Source organism: Microcoleus sp. S13_C3, assembly GCF_036700905.1.
Classification (GTDB): Bacteria; Cyanobacteriota; Cyanobacteriia; order Cyanobacteriales; family Microcoleaceae; genus Microcoleus.
Map to the genome: position 1 here is coordinate 21618 of NZ_JAUBPT010000067.1, position 19091 is coordinate 40708.

The 19091-nt window shown below is 42.4% G+C and carries 17 protein-coding genes and 1 pseudogene; 11 read left to right on the forward strand and 7 right to left on the reverse strand.

Going from position 1 to position 19091, the window contains the following annotated elements; genetic code table 11:
• Window positions 1–182 precede the first annotated feature (182 nt).
• Window positions 183–4940 (forward strand): CHAT domain-containing protein, encoded by a 4758-nt coding sequence (locus QUA16_RS18950; RefSeq protein WP_333105093.1) that lies wholly within the window; start codon window positions 183–185, stop codon window positions 4938–4940.
• A gap of 9 nt (window positions 4941–4949) precedes the next feature.
• Here QUA16_RS18950 and QUA16_RS18955 read toward each other — a convergent pair whose 3' ends face one another.
• Window positions 4950–6728 carry an SWIM zinc finger domain-containing protein gene (locus QUA16_RS18955; RefSeq protein ID WP_333105096.1) on the reverse strand — a complete coding sequence of 593 codons (1779 nt, stop codon included), beginning with the start codon at window positions 6726–6728 and terminating at the stop codon, window positions 4950–4952.
• A gap of 392 nt (window positions 6729–7120) precedes the next feature.
• On the opposite strand from QUA16_RS18955, the gene QUA16_RS18960 reads away from it, so the two are divergent.
• Complete coding sequence (locus QUA16_RS18960; RefSeq protein ID WP_333105099.1) at window positions 7121–7318, forward strand: hypothetical protein; 198 nt, start codon at window positions 7121–7123, stop codon at window positions 7316–7318.
• A gap of 105 nt (window positions 7319–7423) precedes the next feature.
• On the opposite strand, the gene QUA16_RS18965 is transcribed toward QUA16_RS18960, so the two are convergent.
• Window positions 7424–9406 carry an NB-ARC domain-containing protein gene (locus QUA16_RS18965; protein ID WP_333105100.1) on the reverse strand — a complete coding sequence of 661 codons (1983 nt, stop codon included), beginning with the start codon at window positions 9404–9406 and terminating at the stop codon, window positions 7424–7426.
• Between the two features lie 693 nt (window positions 9407–10099).
• Between QUA16_RS18965 and QUA16_RS18970 the strand changes: the two genes are divergently transcribed.
• The 4 genes from QUA16_RS18970 to QUA16_RS18985 all read left to right on the forward strand — a co-directional run bounded on the left by QUA16_RS18970 (window position 10100) and on the right by QUA16_RS18985 (window position 12081).
• Complete coding sequence (locus QUA16_RS18970; RefSeq protein WP_333105102.1) at window positions 10100–10609, forward strand: hypothetical protein; 510 nt, start codon at window positions 10100–10102, stop codon at window positions 10607–10609.
• Between the two features lie 173 nt (window positions 10610–10782).
• Window positions 10783–11121 carry a hypothetical protein gene (locus QUA16_RS18975; RefSeq protein ID WP_333105103.1) on the forward strand — a complete coding sequence of 113 codons (339 nt, stop codon included), beginning with the start codon at window positions 10783–10785 and terminating at the stop codon, window positions 11119–11121.
• Between the two features lie 84 nt (window positions 11122–11205).
• On the forward strand, window positions 11206–11568 hold the full coding sequence (locus QUA16_RS18980) for a hypothetical protein (protein ID WP_333105105.1): 363 nt from the start codon (window positions 11206–11208) through the stop codon (window positions 11566–11568).
• A 54-nt stretch (window positions 11569–11622) separates the two neighbouring features.
• Window positions 11623–12081, forward strand: a complete 459-nt coding sequence (locus tag QUA16_RS18985; protein ID WP_333105107.1) for a hypothetical protein — start codon at window positions 11623–11625, stop codon at window positions 12079–12081.
• Window positions 12082–12196: 115 nt separating this feature from the next.
• Here the strand turns inward: QUA16_RS18985 and QUA16_RS18990 are convergent, their stop codons facing one another.
• The 5 genes from QUA16_RS18990 to QUA16_RS19010 form a co-directional block, all read right to left on the reverse strand.
• Window positions 12197–12442, reverse strand: coding sequence for a hypothetical protein (locus tag QUA16_RS18990; RefSeq protein ID WP_333105109.1), 246 nt, complete (start codon window positions 12440–12442; stop codon window positions 12197–12199).
• Window positions 12443–12493: 51 nt separating this feature from the next.
• The gene (locus QUA16_RS18995) at window positions 12494–13357 is read right to left on the reverse strand and encodes a CPBP family glutamic-type intramembrane protease (RefSeq protein ID WP_333105110.1); all 864 of its coding nucleotides are present in this window, start codon (window positions 13355–13357) and stop codon (window positions 12494–12496) included.
• Between the two features lie 57 nt (window positions 13358–13414).
• Window positions 13415–14455, reverse strand: coding sequence for a UDP-3-O-(3-hydroxymyristoyl)glucosamine N-acyltransferase (gene lpxD / locus QUA16_RS19000; RefSeq protein ID WP_333105111.1), 1041 nt, complete (start codon window positions 14453–14455; stop codon window positions 13415–13417).
• 146 nt (window positions 14456–14601) lie between these two features.
• Entirely contained in the window at window positions 14602–14916 is a 315-nt protein-coding gene (locus tag QUA16_RS19005) for a YkvA family protein (protein WP_333105113.1), read from the reverse strand.
• Between the two features lie 561 nt (window positions 14917–15477).
• Window positions 15478–16722, reverse strand: coding sequence for an SPFH domain-containing protein (locus QUA16_RS19010; RefSeq protein WP_333105114.1), 1245 nt, complete (start codon window positions 16720–16722; stop codon window positions 15478–15480).
• Window positions 16723–16910: 188 nt separating this feature from the next.
• Here QUA16_RS19010 and QUA16_RS19015 point away from each other — a divergent pair, with 188 nt between their 5' ends.
• The 5 genes and pseudogenes from QUA16_RS19015 to QUA16_RS19030 all read left to right on the forward strand — a co-directional run bounded on the left by QUA16_RS19015 (window position 16911) and on the right by QUA16_RS19030 (window position 18821).
• Window positions 16911–17390, forward strand: a complete 480-nt coding sequence (locus QUA16_RS19015; RefSeq protein ID WP_333105115.1) for a hypothetical protein — start codon at window positions 16911–16913, stop codon at window positions 17388–17390.
• Window positions 17391–17460: 70 nt separating this feature from the next.
• A pseudogene (locus QUA16_RS36980) lies at window positions 17461–17550 on the forward strand (DUF7689 domain-containing protein); the annotation flags it as partial.
• Between the two features lie 193 nt (window positions 17551–17743).
• Window positions 17744–18019 (forward strand): hypothetical protein, encoded by a 276-nt coding sequence (locus tag QUA16_RS19020; RefSeq protein WP_333105116.1) that lies wholly within the window; start codon window positions 17744–17746, stop codon window positions 18017–18019.
• A 43-nt stretch (window positions 18020–18062) separates the two neighbouring features.
• The gene (locus QUA16_RS19025; protein WP_333105118.1) at window positions 18063–18428 is read left to right on the forward strand and encodes a papain fold toxin domain-containing protein; all 366 of its coding nucleotides are present in this window, start codon (window positions 18063–18065) and stop codon (window positions 18426–18428) included.
• Window positions 18429–18446: 18 nt separating this feature from the next.
• Window positions 18447–18821 carry a hypothetical protein gene (locus tag QUA16_RS19030; protein ID WP_333105119.1) on the forward strand — a complete coding sequence of 125 codons (375 nt, stop codon included), beginning with the start codon at window positions 18447–18449 and terminating at the stop codon, window positions 18819–18821.
• Window positions 18822–19091: the final 270 nt, after the last annotated feature.

Below are 19091 nucleotides of genomic sequence, written 5' to 3' on the forward strand. Positions count from 1 at the left end.
TGATATCAAATCCCCTACCATCGGAATTAATATTACCCATAGCTTTCGACACGGCGCAGTGCCCCGTGTCCCCAAAATTAATCCGGGTAGTCCAAGGGGACTGCCGTCTCCTCTATATCATGTCACTCGTGCAACCGGAATTGATATGAAACCAAAACGGATATTAACCCAAAAAATGTAACATGAAAGAACAGCTCAACTCTGCTTATCGTCACCTAATTGAAATGCTACGTACCTGTCCTGATGGTGAAGAACGAGAGATTTTGGATGACTATTCAGACCTCCTTAATAAAGGTTTATTAGAGGTGATGGAAGAGGTAGCAGATGAGTTATTTATTGAGGAAAATGAAGAGGGATCTGACTGGCTGCGAAGTGCGGTGACCAAGATAAAAGACTTAATTCAAATTAGATATGAATTAGCTAATTCTCAAGACTTATTAAATTTTTTCATAGAAGTCTTGGAAGCAATCAAAGCAAGTGAAGGAGATGCAGAAGTTGTGTATCCTATTTTAGAGAAAAATTTAGATAAATTAGATGATAATTTTGATTGGTTTTTGCGAAGTTGGGCAACTGACGTTTTAGCTAAATTAGAGTCTGAAGAAGCTTACGATATAGCCACTGTAATTAGAACTTTTAGTATCCTTATTCAAGAATTTACTCTGGGCTATCGTGTAAACAATATTGAAATTGCGATCGCGGGATATCAACAAGTAGCGACTGCGCTCAATCGGGAAGATTACCATGAGGATTGGTTGATGGCTCAAAACCATTTGGGATTTGCTTATCAAATTCGCCTTGCTGGAAACCGTAGCCGCAATTTAGAAAGGGCAATTGAGTGTTATGAATTAGCTTTACAATGTTGTAATGATACCGATGAACCGGAATTATGGAGTTTGATTCAACATCGCTTAGGTTTAGTTTATTTTGACAGAGTTGAAGGTGATTTAGAAGAAAATCTGGAGAGGGCGATCGCTGCTTTTGAATTAGCATTGAAAGTGTGGAATTGTCAAGAGTCTCCCTTAAAATGGGCGGAAGTTCAGCATGATTTAGGTTTGGCTTATCTCCACCGTGTTAAGGGAGATGAAGCGGAAAATATAGAAGTAGGAATTAAATATTATCAAGCTGCTTGGGCTGTTTATCCAAAAGAGGATAATCCTACAGATTGGGCAAGAATTCAAAATAATTTGGGTCTAGCTTATTATAATCGTATTCAAGGAGAAAAATTAGATAACATTGAAAGGGCGATCGCCGCTTTTCACAATGCCTTAGAAGTTCGTACTTATACGGATTTTCCCATACAGTGGGCAGAAACTCAAGAGAGCTTAGGTAATGCTTATATTACAATTGAAGAGAATCGAGACGACAATCTCCAAAAATCAATTGAGTGTTATCAAGCAGCTTTAACTGTTTATATTCCTGAAGACTTCCCCGAACAATCGAGTACGATCCAATTTTGTATGGGAGATGCTTACCGTCAAAAAATAGAAAATCGTGCTGATAATCTTGAGAAAGCGATTGAGTGTTATCAAACTGCCCTACAAATTTGTAAGAAAGAAGAATTTCCTGAATTATGGGCTTTTATTCATAATGATTTAGGGGCGACATATCTCAGCAGATTCAAGGGAAGTCAAGAACAGAATATAGAACTAGGTAGGAGTTTGATAGAGGCTACTTTACAAGTTTATAATCGTGAGGACTATCCCGACAATTGGGCGAACACTCAAAATAATTTAGGATTTTCCTATTATCTTTCTACAAGCGGGAAATGTTCCGATAACTTGGAACGGGCAATTGCATATTATGAATTAGGATTACAAGTGTATAATTCTGAGACTTTTACAGAAGTGTGGGGACTGATACAACTTAACTTAGGAGTTGCTTATTTAGAAAGACTAAAAGGAGATTTTTCCGAAAATATTGAAGCATCAATTGCTGCTTCTCAAAATGCCTTAACTATTTATGATCCAGAGACTTATTTAGAAAATTGGTTGAAAATTCAGAATAATTTAGGGTATGGCTATCAAAATAGAGTTAAAGGAGAGCGAGTTGATAACCTTGATCGAGCTCTCAGCTATTATAAAATTGCTTTAGATGCTGGCTGTTATAGTAAATTTCCTGAAATTTGGGGTTTGCTCAAAAATAACTTAGGAACTTTTTATTTAAGAAATGCTCAAGGGAATCAAGCTGAAAATGTAGAAGAAGCTATTGTTCTTTATCTTACCTGTCTTGAATATTATCAAAAAGAATTTAATCGTAAACAATGGTCGATGATTCAAAATAATGTAGGGATTGCTTATCTCAATCGCAAATATGGTAGCCGTCTCGAAAATATAGAATTAGCAATCGCAGCTTTTAATAATGCTTTGCAAGTTCGTAATTCTGAAAATTATCCCGAACAGTGGGCGGAAACACAACAGAATTTAGGAGTTGCTCATAGTGAACGAATTTATGGCGATTCCTTACAAAATTTAGAAAATGCTATCAAATGTTATGAAACTGCTTTACTAATATATACTCCTTCAGATTTCCCTGAACAGTGGGCAATGCTGCAAAATAATATTGGTAGTGCTTATAGCGAACGTCTGCTAGGAGATGAGGAGAATAACTTAGAAATAGCTATTAATTACTATCAAATGGCTTTGCAAGTAAATACCCGTCAAATTTCCCCTGAAAATTGGGCAATGATCCAAAATAATTTAGGCAATGCCTATAGGAGGCGCACTATTGAAAATGAAGTTGAAAATTTAGAAAGGGCTATCTTTTACTATAAGTCAGCTTTGGAAGTTTATACTCGGAAAGATTTTCCTGAAGATTGGGCTATGGTGCAATTAAACTTAGGTTATGCTTATAACGATCGCACTCAAGGAAGTTTTGACGAAAATATAAAACTGGCGCGGGACTATTACCAAGCTGCTTTAGAAGTTTATACTCTCAACGATTTTCCTGAAAATTGGGCAACTGTACAAAATAATTTAGGTTATCTCTACCACAATTTAGAGCAGTTTCCCGAAGCAATGCAATACTTGAAGTTAGCATTAAAAGTCAGAACTCCTCAAGCTTTCCCCCAACATTGTCTGATTTCGGGACAAGTTTTAGGTCAAATTGCCTTCAAATTAGGACTATGGAGAGAAGCTATTGAAGGGTATTCTCTTGCTATTGAAGCTTTAGAACAATTGCGAGTTTGGGCTAATACCGATCGACGCCGGCAAGAAATTTTAGGAGCAGATATATATCTTTATGAACATATTGTACAAGCATTAGTTAATACGAAAAATTTTCAACAAGCTTTTGAATATGTAGAACGTTCTCGCTCTCGTCGCTTAGTAGATTTAATTGCCAGTAATGACCTTTACTCTCATGGAGATATACCTTCAGAAGTAGAAGAATATTTAGCAGAATTTGAAGGAATTCAACGACAGATAGATTGCGAACGTTCCGGTTTAAAGAAATCAAGTAAAAAGCAAAAGTTAATTGCAGTTAGAGCTAAGGATCTAATTGATATGGATCATACACGCAATCGAGCAGCTTTAGAAGCCATTAGTGAAAATATCCAAGGTTTAGAAAATGAAAAACAACAAATTTGGGAACAACTAAGACGTTTAGATCCGGTTTTAGCGGGAGAAATTCAAGTCAGTCCCCCTAATTTAACCGCTATCCAAGAACTCATCGCTCGCCCTACTACAGCTATACTTAATTTTTACACTACTGATGAAGATACATATGTATTTGTTTTGCGACAAGCCGAACTAAATTTGTACAAAATAACCAGAAAACGCGGAAAAGACTTACAAAAATGGATTAAGGAAAATTGGCTAAAACCCTACTTGGATTCTGGCGATTCAAGTAAATCAGCCCAAGAGCAATTACAATGTAAAGCTAAGTGGAGAAATCGAATTACGCAATTTTTAGCGAAACTTTCCCGCCGCCTGCAAATCGATAACCTGATTCGTCAGTACCTGAATAATATCGAGGAAGTGATTATTGTTCCTCACCTTTGCCTACACCAAATTCCTTTTGCTGCTTTACCCTTAGAAAATGGTCAATATTTAGGAGATAAATTTCTAATTCGTTACACTCCTAGTTGTCAAGTTTTAGAATTTTGCCACAAACGTCCACCTGTCAACGATCGACTAATGTATGGTATTGTCGAAGATGCAACGGAAGATTTACCCTGTGCAAGTTTTGAGGGTGAACAAATTGCCAAACTGTATAATATTCGCAATGAACAACACTTACGAGGACGTAGCCAAGCAACGGTCAGCAACTATCGGCAACTTTCTCTACAAGTCCAGGGAATTATCTCTAGCCATCATGCTCAATCTCGCCTTGATAATCCGTTAGAATCCAGACTCGAATTGGCAGATGGTAGCATTACTTTGGGGCAGTTAATGACACCGGGCTGGCGGCTTCCTCATTTAGTTGATGTGTTTTTATCCTGTTGTGAAACAGGGTTAGGAAGTACGGAAATTACTGATGATATTTTGACATTATCGACGGGCTTTTTATGTGCGGGTGCTCGGAGTGTTGTGAGCACGCTGTGGGGTGTAGATGATTTAGCAACAGCGTTATTTTCAATTTTTTATCACAAACTTCGGCAGCAAGGAAGTAGCCGCCTAAAAGCCTTGCAGCAAGCACAAATAAATTTGCGATCGCTCTCTGGATCAAAATTTGTCGCTTGCTATTCTCCCCAACTTGCTGATTTATTAGAACGCAAATTTGAAGAGGCGGAGGGCGATCGCCAGTTTGCAGAAAACCAGCGTAATTCCTATTCAGAAGGTTCTGCCGACTACCTGCAATGGCTACAAGAGGAAGAAAAGCGGGCCGAAACAGCAACACGCAATTACAAAACTTTGGCACGACTGGAAATAATTAGTTGCTTAGATTTGCCTTTTGCTGACCCTTTTTATTGGGCCGCTTTCACTTGTTCCGGTTTACGGTAAAATTCAGCCTCAATCTAAATCTGGACTCTTCAGCATCCCCATTAACTTCCGCTTCCGATTGTGTACTTGCATAAGTTGAGAACGATAAGCAGACCACTGAAGATTTTGCCCCATTTGTAAATAAGCAGCGCGGGCTTTTTCCAACCACTTAATTGCACGATCGTAGTCCTCTGATTTCCCCCGATCCATAATCGATTCAGCAAGCCGACAAGCATTGGCGATCACCCAATCGGGGCGGTGGGCGATCGCAGCCCCCATTACTCGGTGAATCAGTGCCGATTCGTAGCCACTCAAGCCATCAGCAACAGCGATGGCATCTTCAATAAGTCCCTCATAGAGAAAAATATCAACCTGTGCTTCAGAAACTCCCCAACTTCTATGGCTTCTGAGAGTTGCTAACAAATTTGCTTTCACACTTGACCAACTGTTTCCGGCAAACTCCTTCACTAAAAGATAATCGGCAAAGGATGGTTTGATTTCAAAAACCCGCATTCGAGAAGTTAATGCAACTTCGTTTTCTCCCAACTCAACAGCCAACTCACTCGTCCAAATTGCCAGTTGATAAAGGCAATTACCTGACAAATTCAACCCAGTCTGAGCAATTTTGAGAGCTTCAGCTTGAGCTTCCTGTGCTTGTAAACTTTGAGCGAGAGCAAAAGCATCTTCCGCTGATTTCATCTTAGTAGCAGCAGCTTCCACTGCTGCTTCTACTCTCCCCAAACGACTTAACATCGTCAAGTATTGTTGAGAGCAGTTTTCGGCTTGGGCTAAGTATAAGTATTCTTGATAGCGTTCCTGGCGATCGAGGATTTGCAAGCGAATTAATGCTAAGCTCTTAGCACATTCGGGTGTGTCATTAGCTCCTATTTCTTGCCCCGTAATATTTCCTTGAAGTACCTGTTGAATTAGGGGGTCATCCCAACCTTGGCGTAAAGCTTTCAAGCTCATGGTGAAATCGCAATCCCATTCATCTTGCCAAGCTTCTAACATCGCCTGGAGATCGATCTCTTCTTCAGCAGTTAGTTCAGCCGTTAAAATAGCTTCTGTCCAAGCTTCATCCAAAGCGTTAGCTATATCAGAACTTTCAGCGCCATATTCTTCTACGTCATCCCAATCTTTAACGCAGGCTTCGGTGATGGCTTGTAAAATTACTAAGGCGTTGTTACCATCTCCCTCTGCAATCAATTCCTGCGCTTGCTGAATCACATCTAAAAGTTCTTCTGTAATGGGGTCTTCTTCCCCCCATCCCTCGTCGAAATAACGCACAGCATTTCGCAAAATTTGTCGTACTTGTTGTCGAAAGGGAGCAGGATTAATGGAGGTGCGACGGGGTGCTTTAGTAGGTTGCTGTGGAGGCGTAGGAATAGCACTTAAGTTAACGTATCGTTCGATCGGATCAATGAGTGAGGGTTCCTTTTCTACTAAATTTTGTATTAATTGCTGGGTTTGTACATCGTTTAGGCGATCGAGTAACTGTTCCAGCGTCGGGCGCTGCTCAATTATTTGTGGTTGTCGCAGACATAATAACAGGGTAGCAACAATATGTTTACACCACCCAAAGCTATCGTAAGCACAAGTACAATTTGATGATGCCACATTAGCGTCATCAAAGTTTATCGTAATACGGTAAGGTTGCACAGCAGAACCCTCCACTATTGCTTGCACGATATTGCCACGCAGGACAGCGCTAGTAACATTACCCGCTAAATAGTAAGTTTCACCACGGTTGAGGGATGTGGCAGATGTATTATGCTGGATCGTCGCTTCACTAAGTTGGGGAATTGGCATGAGACTATGCCTGAGCAATTAAAGGATTTGACTTGATTTTACCTCAGAGATGTACTCTGCCTAGGATTTTATTGCGTCTCAATGTAAGATTTCCAGAAACTTTAATAAGCTGTTCGGCATTTAAAAGACGATAGTAGGGTGCGTCAGTACAGAAGTGTTTCCCGCATCCTTCGCGTAAGTGTTATAACTGACGCACCATACAAGCCTCGTTAGTGGTTTAAATACGTAACAGATTAATCCGTAAAGTAAGCACTGAGAAGGTTTGCAGCTTGATGAGGGGAAAATTTTTCTGAAAATTTTGCATAATTTTCTCCCTACCCGCTGGTTAATAATAGAGCGCAGTTGGCCAACTAGCTTCTCCCTGATCCCTTTCTTTGACGGAGAAACGAGCTGTGATACCTATAATTTCATCTACCCCCCTGACATTATTAGCAATGGGGGTTCCCAATGCTGCGGGAGAAATCATTGCCAATATAGAGGCAAGTTTAGTATCAGCCATTGGTAGTTACCCCTTGATGGAAATTGCCAAAGCTGAGCGCAGAACAAAATGCAGTTCGGGAGAGGACGATCCGATAGTTCCTCCGAACTAAATAACTTTAATTGTTAGCAAGCTTTCAGTAGGGTGGGTCAGCTAGTTAAATGGTGAAGTAGGATCGAAAAACTGAGAACAACTGACGCACCCTACTGTCATTTAATTAATTAGGTTCTCTGCCCGAAGCGCTGAGGCGATCGCGGGCAAAACTCTTCCAAATACTTAATTCTGGAAGTTTCCACGCCACACCTTCTTGTTGTTGGCCTTGTGCAGAGCAATTCAGGCATTTTTGCCAGCAAGAAAGAGCTGCTGTTGTATCCCCTTTTGCTTCGAGAACTTGTGCTAGCAAGCAGTGTGCAATAGGATAGGAGTTATCTAATTCAATTGCTTTTTCCAAGTGAGTCTCTGCATCACTGTAAAGTTGCAGTCCTAGATAAGCCCATCCCAGATTTTTGTGGAGCGTGACTTGCACCATTTTGTCATTAACTTGTGGCAAAATGGAGAGAATGAGTTCTACCGCTACGTCAAAATTTTCGCTGAGAATTTCCAATCGAGCTAAATTATTGACAGCAGCACCGGCAGCGCGACTGTTTTTATATTCTGCTGCTTTTTTGTAGTGCTGGCGAGCGTTGGGCAAATCTTCTAGTTTTTCGTAGGTTGACCCTAAATTGTAGTGAGCTGCTGGCAGTTCTGGATTGTAGCGAATGGTTTGTGTTAAATAACATTTTGCCGTCTGTAACTCACTCTCTAAGTATTTCTTGTAACCAATTTGATTTAGGTATTTAGCAATTAATTGATGGGTGATAAATAGCCTAGCCTGCGGGGTGACTGTCAGGCGTTCTTCCCCAGACTCGGTGAGGAATTGCAGGAGCGATCGCTCGATTAGAATTTCTACAGCCAGTTTCAATTCTGATAAGTCTTCCGCAAATAGTAGACTGGATTGCAACTCGCTAAGGGTGGCGGGCTTATTGCTCGCCAAGCAAGACAACACTTTTACTTCTAATTCATAAAAATCCTGAAAGTGATGCTCAAAAAAATCTCGGACAATCCCCTCAATAACCGAGGGAGTTTTTTTGATGAGTTGTGCTAAATTGCCCGATAACATATCTTGAGCGTGAGTGACGGCTATTTTTAAAAGGAGGGGATTGCCGCCATATAGATAAATGAGTTCTGATAGCAAATTACTCTCTGAAATAGAAACTTTGGGGGCGGATAAAATGATTTGTTTGGCATCCTTTTCTGGTAATTCCCTCAGTTCTAAAGCTCGACAATGTAAGGTTTCTTCTGCTACCTTATAAATTTCTATAGGGTGAGTCCAACTGATGATAAGCAGGCAACTTTGGTGAGGGGTTTGTGCTATTTGTTGGAAGAGTTCCCGGTAACTTGCGTATCCGGGGCGGTAGTGTCCTGGTAGCTGGCCGCTTTCGAGGATAGTTTCGACTTCATCGAAGACTAATAAACAGCGGGTTAAACGCAAATATTCTATTAATTGGGAGATGAGTGAGTGGCTGGGTTTTGGAAGGTCGATTTCTGAATGATGAGATAGGAAGTGCAACAGGTCTGGCAAGAGTTTTTCAAGGGGGCCAGAGGTGGCGATATTTCGCCAGATTATGGTTTGAAATTCCCCTTGAATTTGTTGTAGAGTTTGGGTAGCTAATGCTGTTTTACCAGTCCCTCCCATGCCACAAATGGTGACTACTCGACAACGGTTTGTTACTATCCATTTGTTGAGAGTTTCTATTTCGGAATGCCGCCCGTAGAAAGGTTCTTGAGCTGGGACTTCTCCCCAATCAATACGCGGTGAAAATTGAGGGATAGTTGCGTCTTGAAAGCCGGTATTGTCTAGGGTGGGATCAACTTCGCGGTCTGTTGTAGCATCGTGACGGTTAGTGGCAACTTGTTTCTGGTATTCAGTTACGAGAATTTGCTGGAGTTTTGCTAATTTTCCCGGCCCGGCACCTTGAACTTCAAATTTTTTATACACTTCTCCCAGGCGTTTTTGTAAGGCATCTTTGCGAACACGAAGCTGGTCTGAAATATCCGACATGGATTCGCCTTTGATGGCTCTTGATAAGACTTCAAATTCGTTTTCGGAAATGCCAACTTTAGTGGCTAAAGTTATTAAAAAATCTTCGGGAAGTTTCATACTACGTTGAATACAGGTATTACAAAGCGGGCGGTTCTACTCAAAGATAGCTGGGAAAGGACGGGGCGATCGCGCGAAATAAGCGAACACAGGAATTTTGGCGTCGGAAACAGAGGCTTCTGGGCTGTAACTTGATTATATGGGCTTTTTTCTCACTTAGAGCGAGATAAACGAGATATACCCCAGAAGAAATGAGGGGTGGCGGAAACAGAGGCTTCTGGGCTGTAACTTGATTATATGGGCTTTTTCTCACTTAAAACGAGGTAAACGAGATACAAAACAGAATAGTTGAGGGGCGAGCGGCTGAAAGTTGGAGCCGTTGCTCGGTCGAGATACTTGAGGGGTAGAGGTTTAGAGCTTGTTTCAGTTGCCATTAGTGGGGCTAGAGCCTTTTGAAATCGACTTTTGAGGGTTTTGCCTCATTAAGTGAGATTTTCTGGAGCATTAGCTTGACAAACTAGAACTTCTGTTGATACATTAATCTCAGTTAGGCGCGGTGGATGTTTCAGAAAGTCGGCGCAGCCGGAGAGCTTTCTGAGTTCAGCGAACCTGAATACAGTTTCCCCCTCAGCTTTGCATAATTTTTGGGTTTGACCCTGGTTAATCAGTGGAGGTCGAAACCAGATTTACCTGTGAAAACTGCTGGACTAAAACAACTTACGAGTATCGTTGCTGATTGGAGAGTAAAAGGCCATGTTTAGGTGCGTCAAGTGGATAACCGCTTTACCTACGATCGCGCTTCTGTCTGTTTTCAATCTGTTTCCGAGGGCGATCGCCCAAGAATATCCGGGGTGTTTTCAGTTGAATTCTGAAAGAAAACAGTATGAATCTCTCGATCGGCTTTGTCGATTTCCCAAACCACCTGAAAACACTCGGAAGCCAGACCCTTTTAGGGTTCAGCTTGTGAATGGACTGGAGTTAACTGGATTAGCGATGCAAAATACAGGAACTCAGCGATTTCTGGTAGGGCGGTTGACCAACAAGCAAAGTAAGACGGCAAAAGTTCAGTCTATCAGCGTCCAATTTATCGATAAACGAGATGGGGCTGTCGTCGAATTTTTGACTGTTCCGCTTGGCGGTGTATTAACCCCCAATCAGGGTTATGAATTCAGGAGAATTATGGATAATGCTCTTCAACTAGGCGATCGCAGTAACAATGATTTGTCTATCAAGTTTTTGGAGTGGAAGGAGGTAAGAGACTAGAGATCAAACTTAAACACATACCAAATCCTTCAATAAATTAGGAAAAATTCATGAAATAAGTAATGATTTTTTTGCGCTTGTTTCATTGAATCCCTTTGTTAAACGGAACTCAAGGCTAAAAAACAAAATTCTCTGATTTTTAATTCCTATATATAAAGACTAGGAGCGACATTATGGACGAGTTTGTTAGGAAAGCTGCTGGACTAGGATTGCCTGTAATTTTACTTCTAATTGTGATGGCAACTACAGGTTTTGCAGGAGCGGCCGCAATTACGACGGCTTTGGCAATGTTAGGTGGGCCAGCAGGAATGTTCGGTGGCATTGCTTTGCTGGGCATCACGGGTTTAGCGACAGAAATGTTATCTAAGTACGGTCTTGAAGCGCTGTTAATTGGAATTTACAGGCAGCGCATTCAAAATGGAGAATCTCCTGCTGCAATTTGCAAAGAAATCCGCCAATTACCCATATCTGGAGATTTGAGGCGGAGACTTGGAGAAGAGTTTGGGTCTTAGTAAATATAAGATGAGCAATTTTATTTGTAAATTGCCCAAGATAGATCGCTGCTAATTGCTTAGAGAATCAAATAGGAGGAACAGATGGAGAGCGAATTGATTGGAGAGGTTAGATTACGCAACTGCCACCTCGTCTACCGTGAAGGCTCAAACTATCGAGTAGATGTGATTAAGGCTCAAAGACCTACAATCGTATTTACAAAAAACATTACTTGTGAAGTAGTGGAGTATTTGTACAATCAACTCAAGGGACATCAAGTTAATAAAGATGAAGCAGCAGATGTCCTCAAACCCGTTGCCCGCAAGTTAGATTTACCTTACAGCTATGGGCATCAGCTTGCCTATTATACGCAGGAGGTTTTAGTGGTACTTGTGGCGATAGGGAGAGCAAGTTTGAGTCAACAAATAGGTCGAGGTTGTTGTTATACAATTCTTCCGACGTGCTAAATCCTAAAAGGAGGCGATCTAATAGCTTTTCCGAACCGCCAATAGACAATAAATATGAAATCTAATCAACTCATCCAAATCAGCGGTACGCCTGGTCAAATTGTGGGTATTGTTCCCGTTCAAAGTTATGGCACAATTACGGTTAAATTGGCAGGTGAAATGTTACAAATTAGCTCGGAATCTTTTTTCGGATTAGAAACAAAAGAGGTGTTTATTCCGATTGAGGATGTTAGAGCGATTGAAACAGGAGAGGGTTGTACTTGGTGGCTGTTTTGGTTAGGAATTCCAACTCTCAGTATTTTTATCGGTGTTGTCTTTATTATTCTTGCCTTCATTGTCAAACAGCGCTATCTGACTATTTACAGCAGTCGGGTTAATGTGATAGTATTTCACAGGAAAGGAGAAAAAGTGGCTCAGTTTAGAACTGGTGTTTTAGAGGCTCGCTATTCTAAGTCTCTGGCGATCGCTAAACCGCCAATGCCACCACCGCCATCCCGTCCTTTGAATATTTGAGTCCAGAGAGTAGATATCATATCAAATCCGCGCTTGAACGTCGGGCGTAAAATCGAGTCAACATTCAAAACTCAACCATCATTGAGTTTTGCGATACCCAGTTAACGGTTAACATTCAACTATTATGAGGAGTGCAACCGGAATTGATATCATAATCCAAATCTCCTGAGTTTATGGTGCTCAGCAAAATAAAAATTCTCGTGGTGCGGGCCCCCAGGGCAAACGCATCTAAATTGCCGGGAGAATAGTAGTAGTGTTTTGAGGAATAGCCACCGCTATCGGCAGTCAAATCTCTTTTCAATAAACTACAGCTATCGATAATAGTCGCAACAAGCACGGTAAAATTCCCGCTTGTTGACATGATGCGTTTGCCCTGTGCGGGCCCCCTATCCCGGATGAGGAAGACGCTTATTTAAATTAACAAAAGCAGGGCTGCTGTTGCTAGCAGTAGCAGAATTCCGGCTGCACCGGCTAGGGGTTTTGCTGCTATTCCTGTAATCCATTCTGGTACGCTAGAAGTAGGTTTAATTGCGCCTTCTGTATCTACAGTAGTTATACCCCAAATCCAAGCTGCGTGAATGCCGATCGCCAATCCTAAACTACCATTGTCGGCGATGCGGGCTAATGTTAAAACCATCCCCATCAGCCACAATCCGGGTAGTTGCGGTAGAGTTTCTTTGAGGGCCCAAATTAGGTGGGCGATCGCGAAAATGAAACTGGCGATCGCTGCGGCGATTAGCATTGAGTAATCTTGCTGGAGGATTGTTTGCAAGCAGCCGCGAAAGATTAACTCTTCTGTGGCGCTTATCCACAGTCCTAATAACAGAGTCAGCAGACTAGCAGGGTTAAAAATTAAAGTCCAAAAATTAATTTTTTTTTCGCCTGTTTCGGTAGAACTTTCGCCGCTTTTTAGCTCGATCCAGCCGGCGGTTAATTGCAGACCGAATAAAATTACTAAGCTGATTATTCCTAATCCTAATCCCCGCATTAATGACATCAAAACTGCGGGTTGCCAATCCCAGCCCCAGTTGGCAAAAGATGTGTTTTCGATCCAACTTGTCGCCCATAAAATGAAGGGGACAATCACGTAGAGGGAAGCGAGTAAAGGTAGTTTTTTGTTTCCCAGGGGTTGGGGTGGATGCCATTTGAGGGCGATCGCCAGTACGATCGCTGCGGGAAGCCACACAACAATCCAAGTTGAGAAAAAAACAATTACTTTGAGAATTGCTGGTATTGACTGCGACATCAATCGCAGGTTGTTTAGGTGATGCCACATTTTAATAACTAATAACAACTGCCAACTGCCAACTGCCAACTGACAACTGCCAATTGACTACCGATCGAGCTTGCGCTGAATTTGCCTCAAAGATTGATACATTTCTGGTAGGCGGTTGTAAATAGCTGTGGCTTTCAGAAATAGTTTGTGGGGAATTGCTGGAACGCCCGTCACGATCGCACCTGCGGGCACGTCGCTGTGAATTCCGGCTTTAGCAGTGGCGATCGCCCCATCTCCGATTTTGGCTTGATTGGCAATTCCCACTTGACCTGCCAAAATTACATTGTTGCCAATTTTCACCCCGCCGGCCATGCCAACGTGAGCGGCAAACGCACAATTTTTCCCGACTTGACAGCCGTGACCTACCTGTACTAAATTGTCGATTTTTGTATTCTGGCCGATGCGGGTTTCTCCGACAGCGGGCCTGTCGATCGTACTGTTGCAGCCAACCTCAACGCCCTCTTCTAATACCGTGCAGCCAGACTGCTCCATTTTCACCCATCCTGTGGCTGTCGGCACGAACCCAAAACCTTCGGAACCAATAGCCGCACCGCTGTGAATCACGCAATTTGCCCCGATGCGAGTACGTTCGTGGATGACACAGTTAGCGTGTAAAACAGTGCCTTCGCCTATTTCCGCATCTGGGTAAATTACGACATTTGGGTGAATGCAAACGTTGCTGCCAATTTTGACTTTTGCTTGAATAACGACGTGGGGGCCGATATAGACATTTTCACCAATTTCTGCTGAGGGGTGAACGACGGCTGAGGGATGAATTTCGGATGCTGGGCGAAACGGTTGATAGAAAATGGCGATGGTTTGAGCAAATAACAATCGCGGATCGGGTGCGGCAATCCAAGCAATATTGCGATCGTCACATTGAGCTTGGATGTTTTCATCTAAGGGTAAAATTAAAGCCGAAGCATTTGTAGTGGCTGTATGAGCGGCAAATTTAGCACCTTCTATGTAACTGATTGTGCCCGATGCAGCTTCATCAACAGGAGCCGCGCCTGTAATTTCTGGATCGGTAGCAACCGACGCTGCGAGGGTGCGACTGGTGGCTAAGTTAAGTTTTTGTACTATTTCGCTAAACTTCATCTATAAAAATAATTTGTTGTTAACACAGATTGACCATAGTTAAAATTACCAGCTTTGGAGCACGATCTGAGCAGTTACCATTTAAAAAACAAAAACCCCGATTTCTTGAAGAAGTCGGGGTTGTAGCGCTCGATTATTTTTGGCAATTATTGTACAGAAACTGCATCTACGTCAACAGTGCTGCCTTTGGCTTCAGAAGGGCTGCCGGTGGCTTCGGATGCTGAGGCTGTCTCTGGTTGGCGGGATTTAAAGTAGTCGATCGCCATTTGGGATACTTCGGAAATCAGCAAGACAGCAATTGCCACATCGTCAATTTGTCCGATGACGGGGAGAAAATCTGGGGCTATGTCGATCGGGCTTACCAGATATGCCAGCGTTCCCAGAATAATCCACCAGCGGTACTTGGGGTTGCGGAGGGTGTCGCGGTACCAGTTGTAAACAGATTGTATAGAAAAGTTCATGGGGTTGTCCTCTACTTATATTTTCAATCTTGACAAATTGTCGCTCGAAATGCTTGTGGAGATATCCCCCCTAGGGTTGGCAAGAGACTTCTACCTGGGAGTATAGGGAATTGGGGAGGGAGAAGGTGTCAATCGATTTTAGATTTTAGATTTTAGATTTTAGAATTGAAGCATTGACCCCACGGATAAATTCGGGGGCTCATTTATTGGATACAGGTTTTTTATTTCTGGACGGATGAATCACGTGGCGGGTATCCTGGATGCTTTCGGTCAAGCTGTGTGGGAAGGGCGGGGACTCTTGGTAACGCCCCTATAGAAACCTGACTGATGAAAGCCGATGGAATTTATCTGTGTTTATCTGTGTTTATCTGTGTTTATCTGCGGTTAAAAAAAACATTCATTTTAACGGTATATTCGGCATTTTTTACTTGTATATCCTTTAAAGCAAGTTACTTTGATTGGGGTTTTTTAACCGCAGATGTCAGCAGATAAACACAGATGAACGCTGATGGGATTCATTTGTGTTTATCTGCTGTTTAAAAACATCTTCATATCTTTCACTCACGAATTTTGAAAGATCCATTTTTGGTCGCCGATCGCAATTTCGCAGCCATTTGGCAGCCAAAAAGGCTCGTTAGCCGCCAGCCTCTGCCCGCCCACAAAAGTGCCGTTGGAACTGCCGCTATCGACAAGCTGATACCGCTGTTTGCCAATTTCGTCAGTGGCCCGGCGGATTTGAGCGTGGTAGCGCGAACTTTGCGGATCTTGTAATACTAAAGTGTTGGTTGGTTCGCGTCCAATTGTAAAAGGATTGGCTGTTAGGGCGATCGCTTCTCCAGAAAGTTTGTAGATTAAATATGCGGTTGTTTGGCGATCGCTGCTTGCGAGTACGGTTGGTGCGAGTTGGGGAGGATTTCTCCCTGGTGGGAGGCTGTTTTGAGCAAGTTGTTGTGTTAGTTGTTGTAAATCGCGATCGAACCCTGCTGCTGTGTCTGAAGCTGGAAGACTCGCAGGAGAATTACCTGAAATTAAGTTTAACTGCTGTACGGGAGATTGAGGAACAATCGGACGGCCGGCTTCGGCAATTCTCATTTGCAGGGCGGCGGCATTTTCTGCTTCCTGTCGAGCACTCATTCCCTCAACTTGGCGAATAACTCCGTTGGTTTCGGGAAAGCTGACATCGCCAATTCGCACGTCTTCTAAGTTAAAACCTAGAGTATAAAAATCTTGGACGCGATCGAGCAAATTTTGGCGCAGCAACAGCCGTCCTTGACTGATAAGCTGTTGTAGGGGTATTTGCCCGATCGCTAATCCCATACAATCCTTAACTGCACTTGCTAAAGCACCTATAGGATCGGACAATTCCAAAGCTACCCGTTTCGGATCTATAACTTGATAAATAACAGTCAGAGTGGCATCAATTAAAAATCGATCCTTAGACAAAAAATCTCCGTGCGACTGCACCTCCAAATTGCGGAGTTTGGTGTCTACGAGGACAATTTGAGCCTGTTCCAGCAGGGGAAGGGCAAAGCTGAAATGCCGCCCGGATTTCAGGGTACGCACGGCGCGGCCGTTTTTGACCAACAAACCCGTGTAACCCGCCCCTATAAAGTCCATACTAAACCCGGCCCAGCGTTCTGGAGTCACGGTTTGAATCAGGGGAGAAGCGTTGTTCATGGGAGGGAGTTGAGGGAGGGGAGATTCTATTTTTAGGGTAACAAATTGCTGCGGGCGAGCGATCGGGCGGTGTGCCGGTTCGGCAACCTCTATTCTATACTTCTGGACTCCCCGCGATTCAGGCCGCACTGGATCTAGTTTGCATCTAGTTGATGGTGGGGCGAGAGAGATGCTGTTCCTAGGGTGCGTCTGATCCTTCAAACCTGTTGAACTCGAAAGAATTAATGTCTAACGCACCCTACAATTTGGTGTAACGGTGACTAAAGGTGAGTAATTTATTGGCTATACTTAAGGCATCATGCTAGTTAGTAAATCAGATGAACACGATCGCGATCGCCCTTTCTGATGAGCGACTCCTGAAGTTACAAAAACTCGCCAACGACTTGAATGTATCGATAGAAGAGTTAGTTTTAATAGGCATCGAAAACTTACTCGCACAGCCAGAAAGTCTTTCACCCAATACAGCTCAAAATATTCTCAACGAAAATGCTAAAATTTCCCCTGAGATAGTTGACAAATTTTATGCACTAGCCTCGGATTGGGAGAAAGATGTTGCTGGACTTTCTTCAACTGCCCAAATGTCTCAGCATCCTGCCTATCAGGAAATTATTAGTATGGGAACACAAATCGTGTCGCTGTTGCTATCGGAGCTGAAAAGAAATCCCCTTTACTGGTTATCGGCGTTGAGTGCAATTACGGGTGAAAATCCCATTAAACCCGAACAAAGGGGAAGGGTGAAACAGATGGCATCAGCTTGGATAGATTGGGGGAGAAATCAAGGCTACGCGATTGAATAGAATGTATAGAAGACCAGAATTTGAATTTAAGTAGTCCAATTTTTATCGCACGGATTATCAAGTTACCAGCCCTAAATCTCAAGAATATAACTGCTTTGCATGGGCTGCTGAGGAAGACGATGGTTGGTGGCAACCGATACCGGGAGAGCAATTTTATTAGCCTGACGGTGTGCCGCAAGAGGAGACTCTAGAAGCGTATATTCAGGCTTATCAAACGCTGGGATATGAAATTTGTAAGGGCGATCGCGACAAAATAGTAAAATAAGCTTAACACTTGAAAAGTGAAACTTAGTTTATGTTAAAGTGTAATCAACAAGACCGTTTTTGTACCATAACGCACGGGAATCAGTGCCATGTCCATTTCCAAACCTGAAAAGCCACAGTATTTAAAACCGATTAATCCCCCCGATCGGCAAATGCGAGCGATCGCCTACAGTTTAGATACTTTAATTCCAGGGCTCTACATTTGGCTGGGTGCGCTCAAAATTCGGATTGGGGGTAGCGAGTCCGAAGAAAACTATCCGGGGACTATTCACAGTCCCATTGGCATTGCTTTAGTATTCCCTGGCTACCGCATCTACAGCACTTATCAAGGTAGCTATGACCCTGTGAATAACTATTTAGGGTAAAGCGGAGTTAGGATGGCGCCAAGAGATGGTCAAATAATTAAACATGATCGATGACGAATTACGACAACAAATTTCAGAAATAGCTAGTAAATTTAAGCTGTTTGAATGTAATGCTTGCGCTTTAAGCGTCCAAGAGTTTTTAATTATAAGGGGTATTTCGGGGAAAAAACTAAAAATTTACACTGGCAGTGCCAAGGGAAAATATGGTAATATTTACCATGATGACCTCGGACAAAATATTGCTACAAATGGACGGCATGAAGCTATTGCAGTTAAAATAAATGGGGAGGAACTAATTTTTGATAATATCCACAATGAAGGAATTCCTAAACAAGAGTGGTTGGGAAAATTTTATTGTTTGGCGATCGAGCTGGGCGGTAATTTTGAGATTGCGGAAATTGAATTTTAGCTGAAAGGAGATGAAACAATGTTAGATTTGTATGATTTGCTAGAAAAAATTAAGCAAAGATCGTCTTTATACTTGGGGAAGCGATCGCTCAGTCATCTCCATGTTTTTATAGACGGCTATACCTTTGCGCGCCGTCAACTTGGCATCCCTGTAACAGAACAAGAAACAAAGTTTGAGGAGTTTCAAGAATGGATAGAAAATCGATTTAACCAAGCAGATACTCAATCTTGGAGTCGGATTATTCTTTTTTATTCTGAGGATGAAGCAGATGCACTGAAGCGCTTTTTTGATTTATTTGAAGAATTCTTGAATAGTGAACAGTTACCAAAAATTGATAAAACCAATAATTCCGAAATGTCTGATGAGTTGAGTGTTGTAGGTGTAAATGGTTGAGTCTCATATTGATAGGGATAGTAAAAGTGCGATCGCACTTTCGGAAAATAAGGGCGATTCCCTACGGGATAGCTCCGCTTCACGCACTTTGAAAAAGCAACAATTGCGCTACACCCAAAACATTAGGAAACTGCTTTGAGGTATTGCGTTACAGGCTTCAAATCGATGTCATCGTTGTCAGTCAGTATTTTAACCCACACTCCGCACTTCAATAACACTACATAGTATAGTACATTGCTAGGCCCGAATGAATAAGTAAAAATACTTAGG

Coding starts and splice junctions, on each gene's coding strand:
- QUA16_RS18950 (WP_333105093.1), top strand. CDS start 183: ATGAAAGAACAGCTCAACTCTGCTTATCGTCACCTAATTGAAATGCTA.
- QUA16_RS19030 (WP_333105119.1), top strand. CDS start 18,447: ATGTTAGATTTGTATGATTTGCTAGAAAAAATTAAGCAAAGATCGTCT.
- QUA16_RS18975 (WP_333105103.1), top strand. CDS start 10,783: ATGGACGAGTTTGTTAGGAAAGCTGCTGGACTAGGATTGCCTGTAATT.
- QUA16_RS19020 (WP_333105116.1), top strand. CDS start 17,744: ATGTCCATTTCCAAACCTGAAAAGCCACAGTATTTAAAACCGATTAAT.
- QUA16_RS19015 (WP_333105115.1), top strand. CDS start 16,911: ATGAACACGATCGCGATCGCCCTTTCTGATGAGCGACTCCTGAAGTTA.
- QUA16_RS19025 (WP_333105118.1), top strand. CDS start 18,063: ATGATCGATGACGAATTACGACAACAAATTTCAGAAATAGCTAGTAAA.
- QUA16_RS18980 (WP_333105105.1), top strand. CDS start 11,206: ATGGAGAGCGAATTGATTGGAGAGGTTAGATTACGCAACTGCCACCTC.
- QUA16_RS19005 (WP_333105113.1), bottom strand. CDS start 14,916: ATGAACTTTTCTATACAATCTGTTTACAACTGGTACCGCGACACCCTC.
- QUA16_RS18965 (WP_333105100.1), bottom strand. CDS start 9,406: ATGAAACTTCCCGAAGATTTTTTAATAACTTTAGCCACTAAAGTTGGC.
- QUA16_RS18990 (WP_333105109.1), bottom strand. CDS start 12,442: ATGTCAACAAGCGGGAATTTTACCGTGCTTGTTGCGACTATTATCGAT.
- lpxD (WP_333105111.1), bottom strand. CDS start 14,455: ATGAAGTTTAGCGAAATAGTACAAAAACTTAACTTAGCCACCAGTCGC.
- QUA16_RS18970 (WP_333105102.1), top strand. CDS start 10,100: ATGTTTAGGTGCGTCAAGTGGATAACCGCTTTACCTACGATCGCGCTT.
- QUA16_RS18995 (WP_333105110.1), bottom strand. CDS start 13,357: ATGTGGCATCACCTAAACAACCTGCGATTGATGTCGCAGTCAATACCA.
- QUA16_RS18955 (WP_333105096.1), bottom strand. CDS start 6,728: ATGCCAATTCCCCAACTTAGTGAAGCGACGATCCAGCATAATACATCT.
- QUA16_RS18985 (WP_333105107.1), top strand. CDS start 11,623: ATGAAATCTAATCAACTCATCCAAATCAGCGGTACGCCTGGTCAAATT.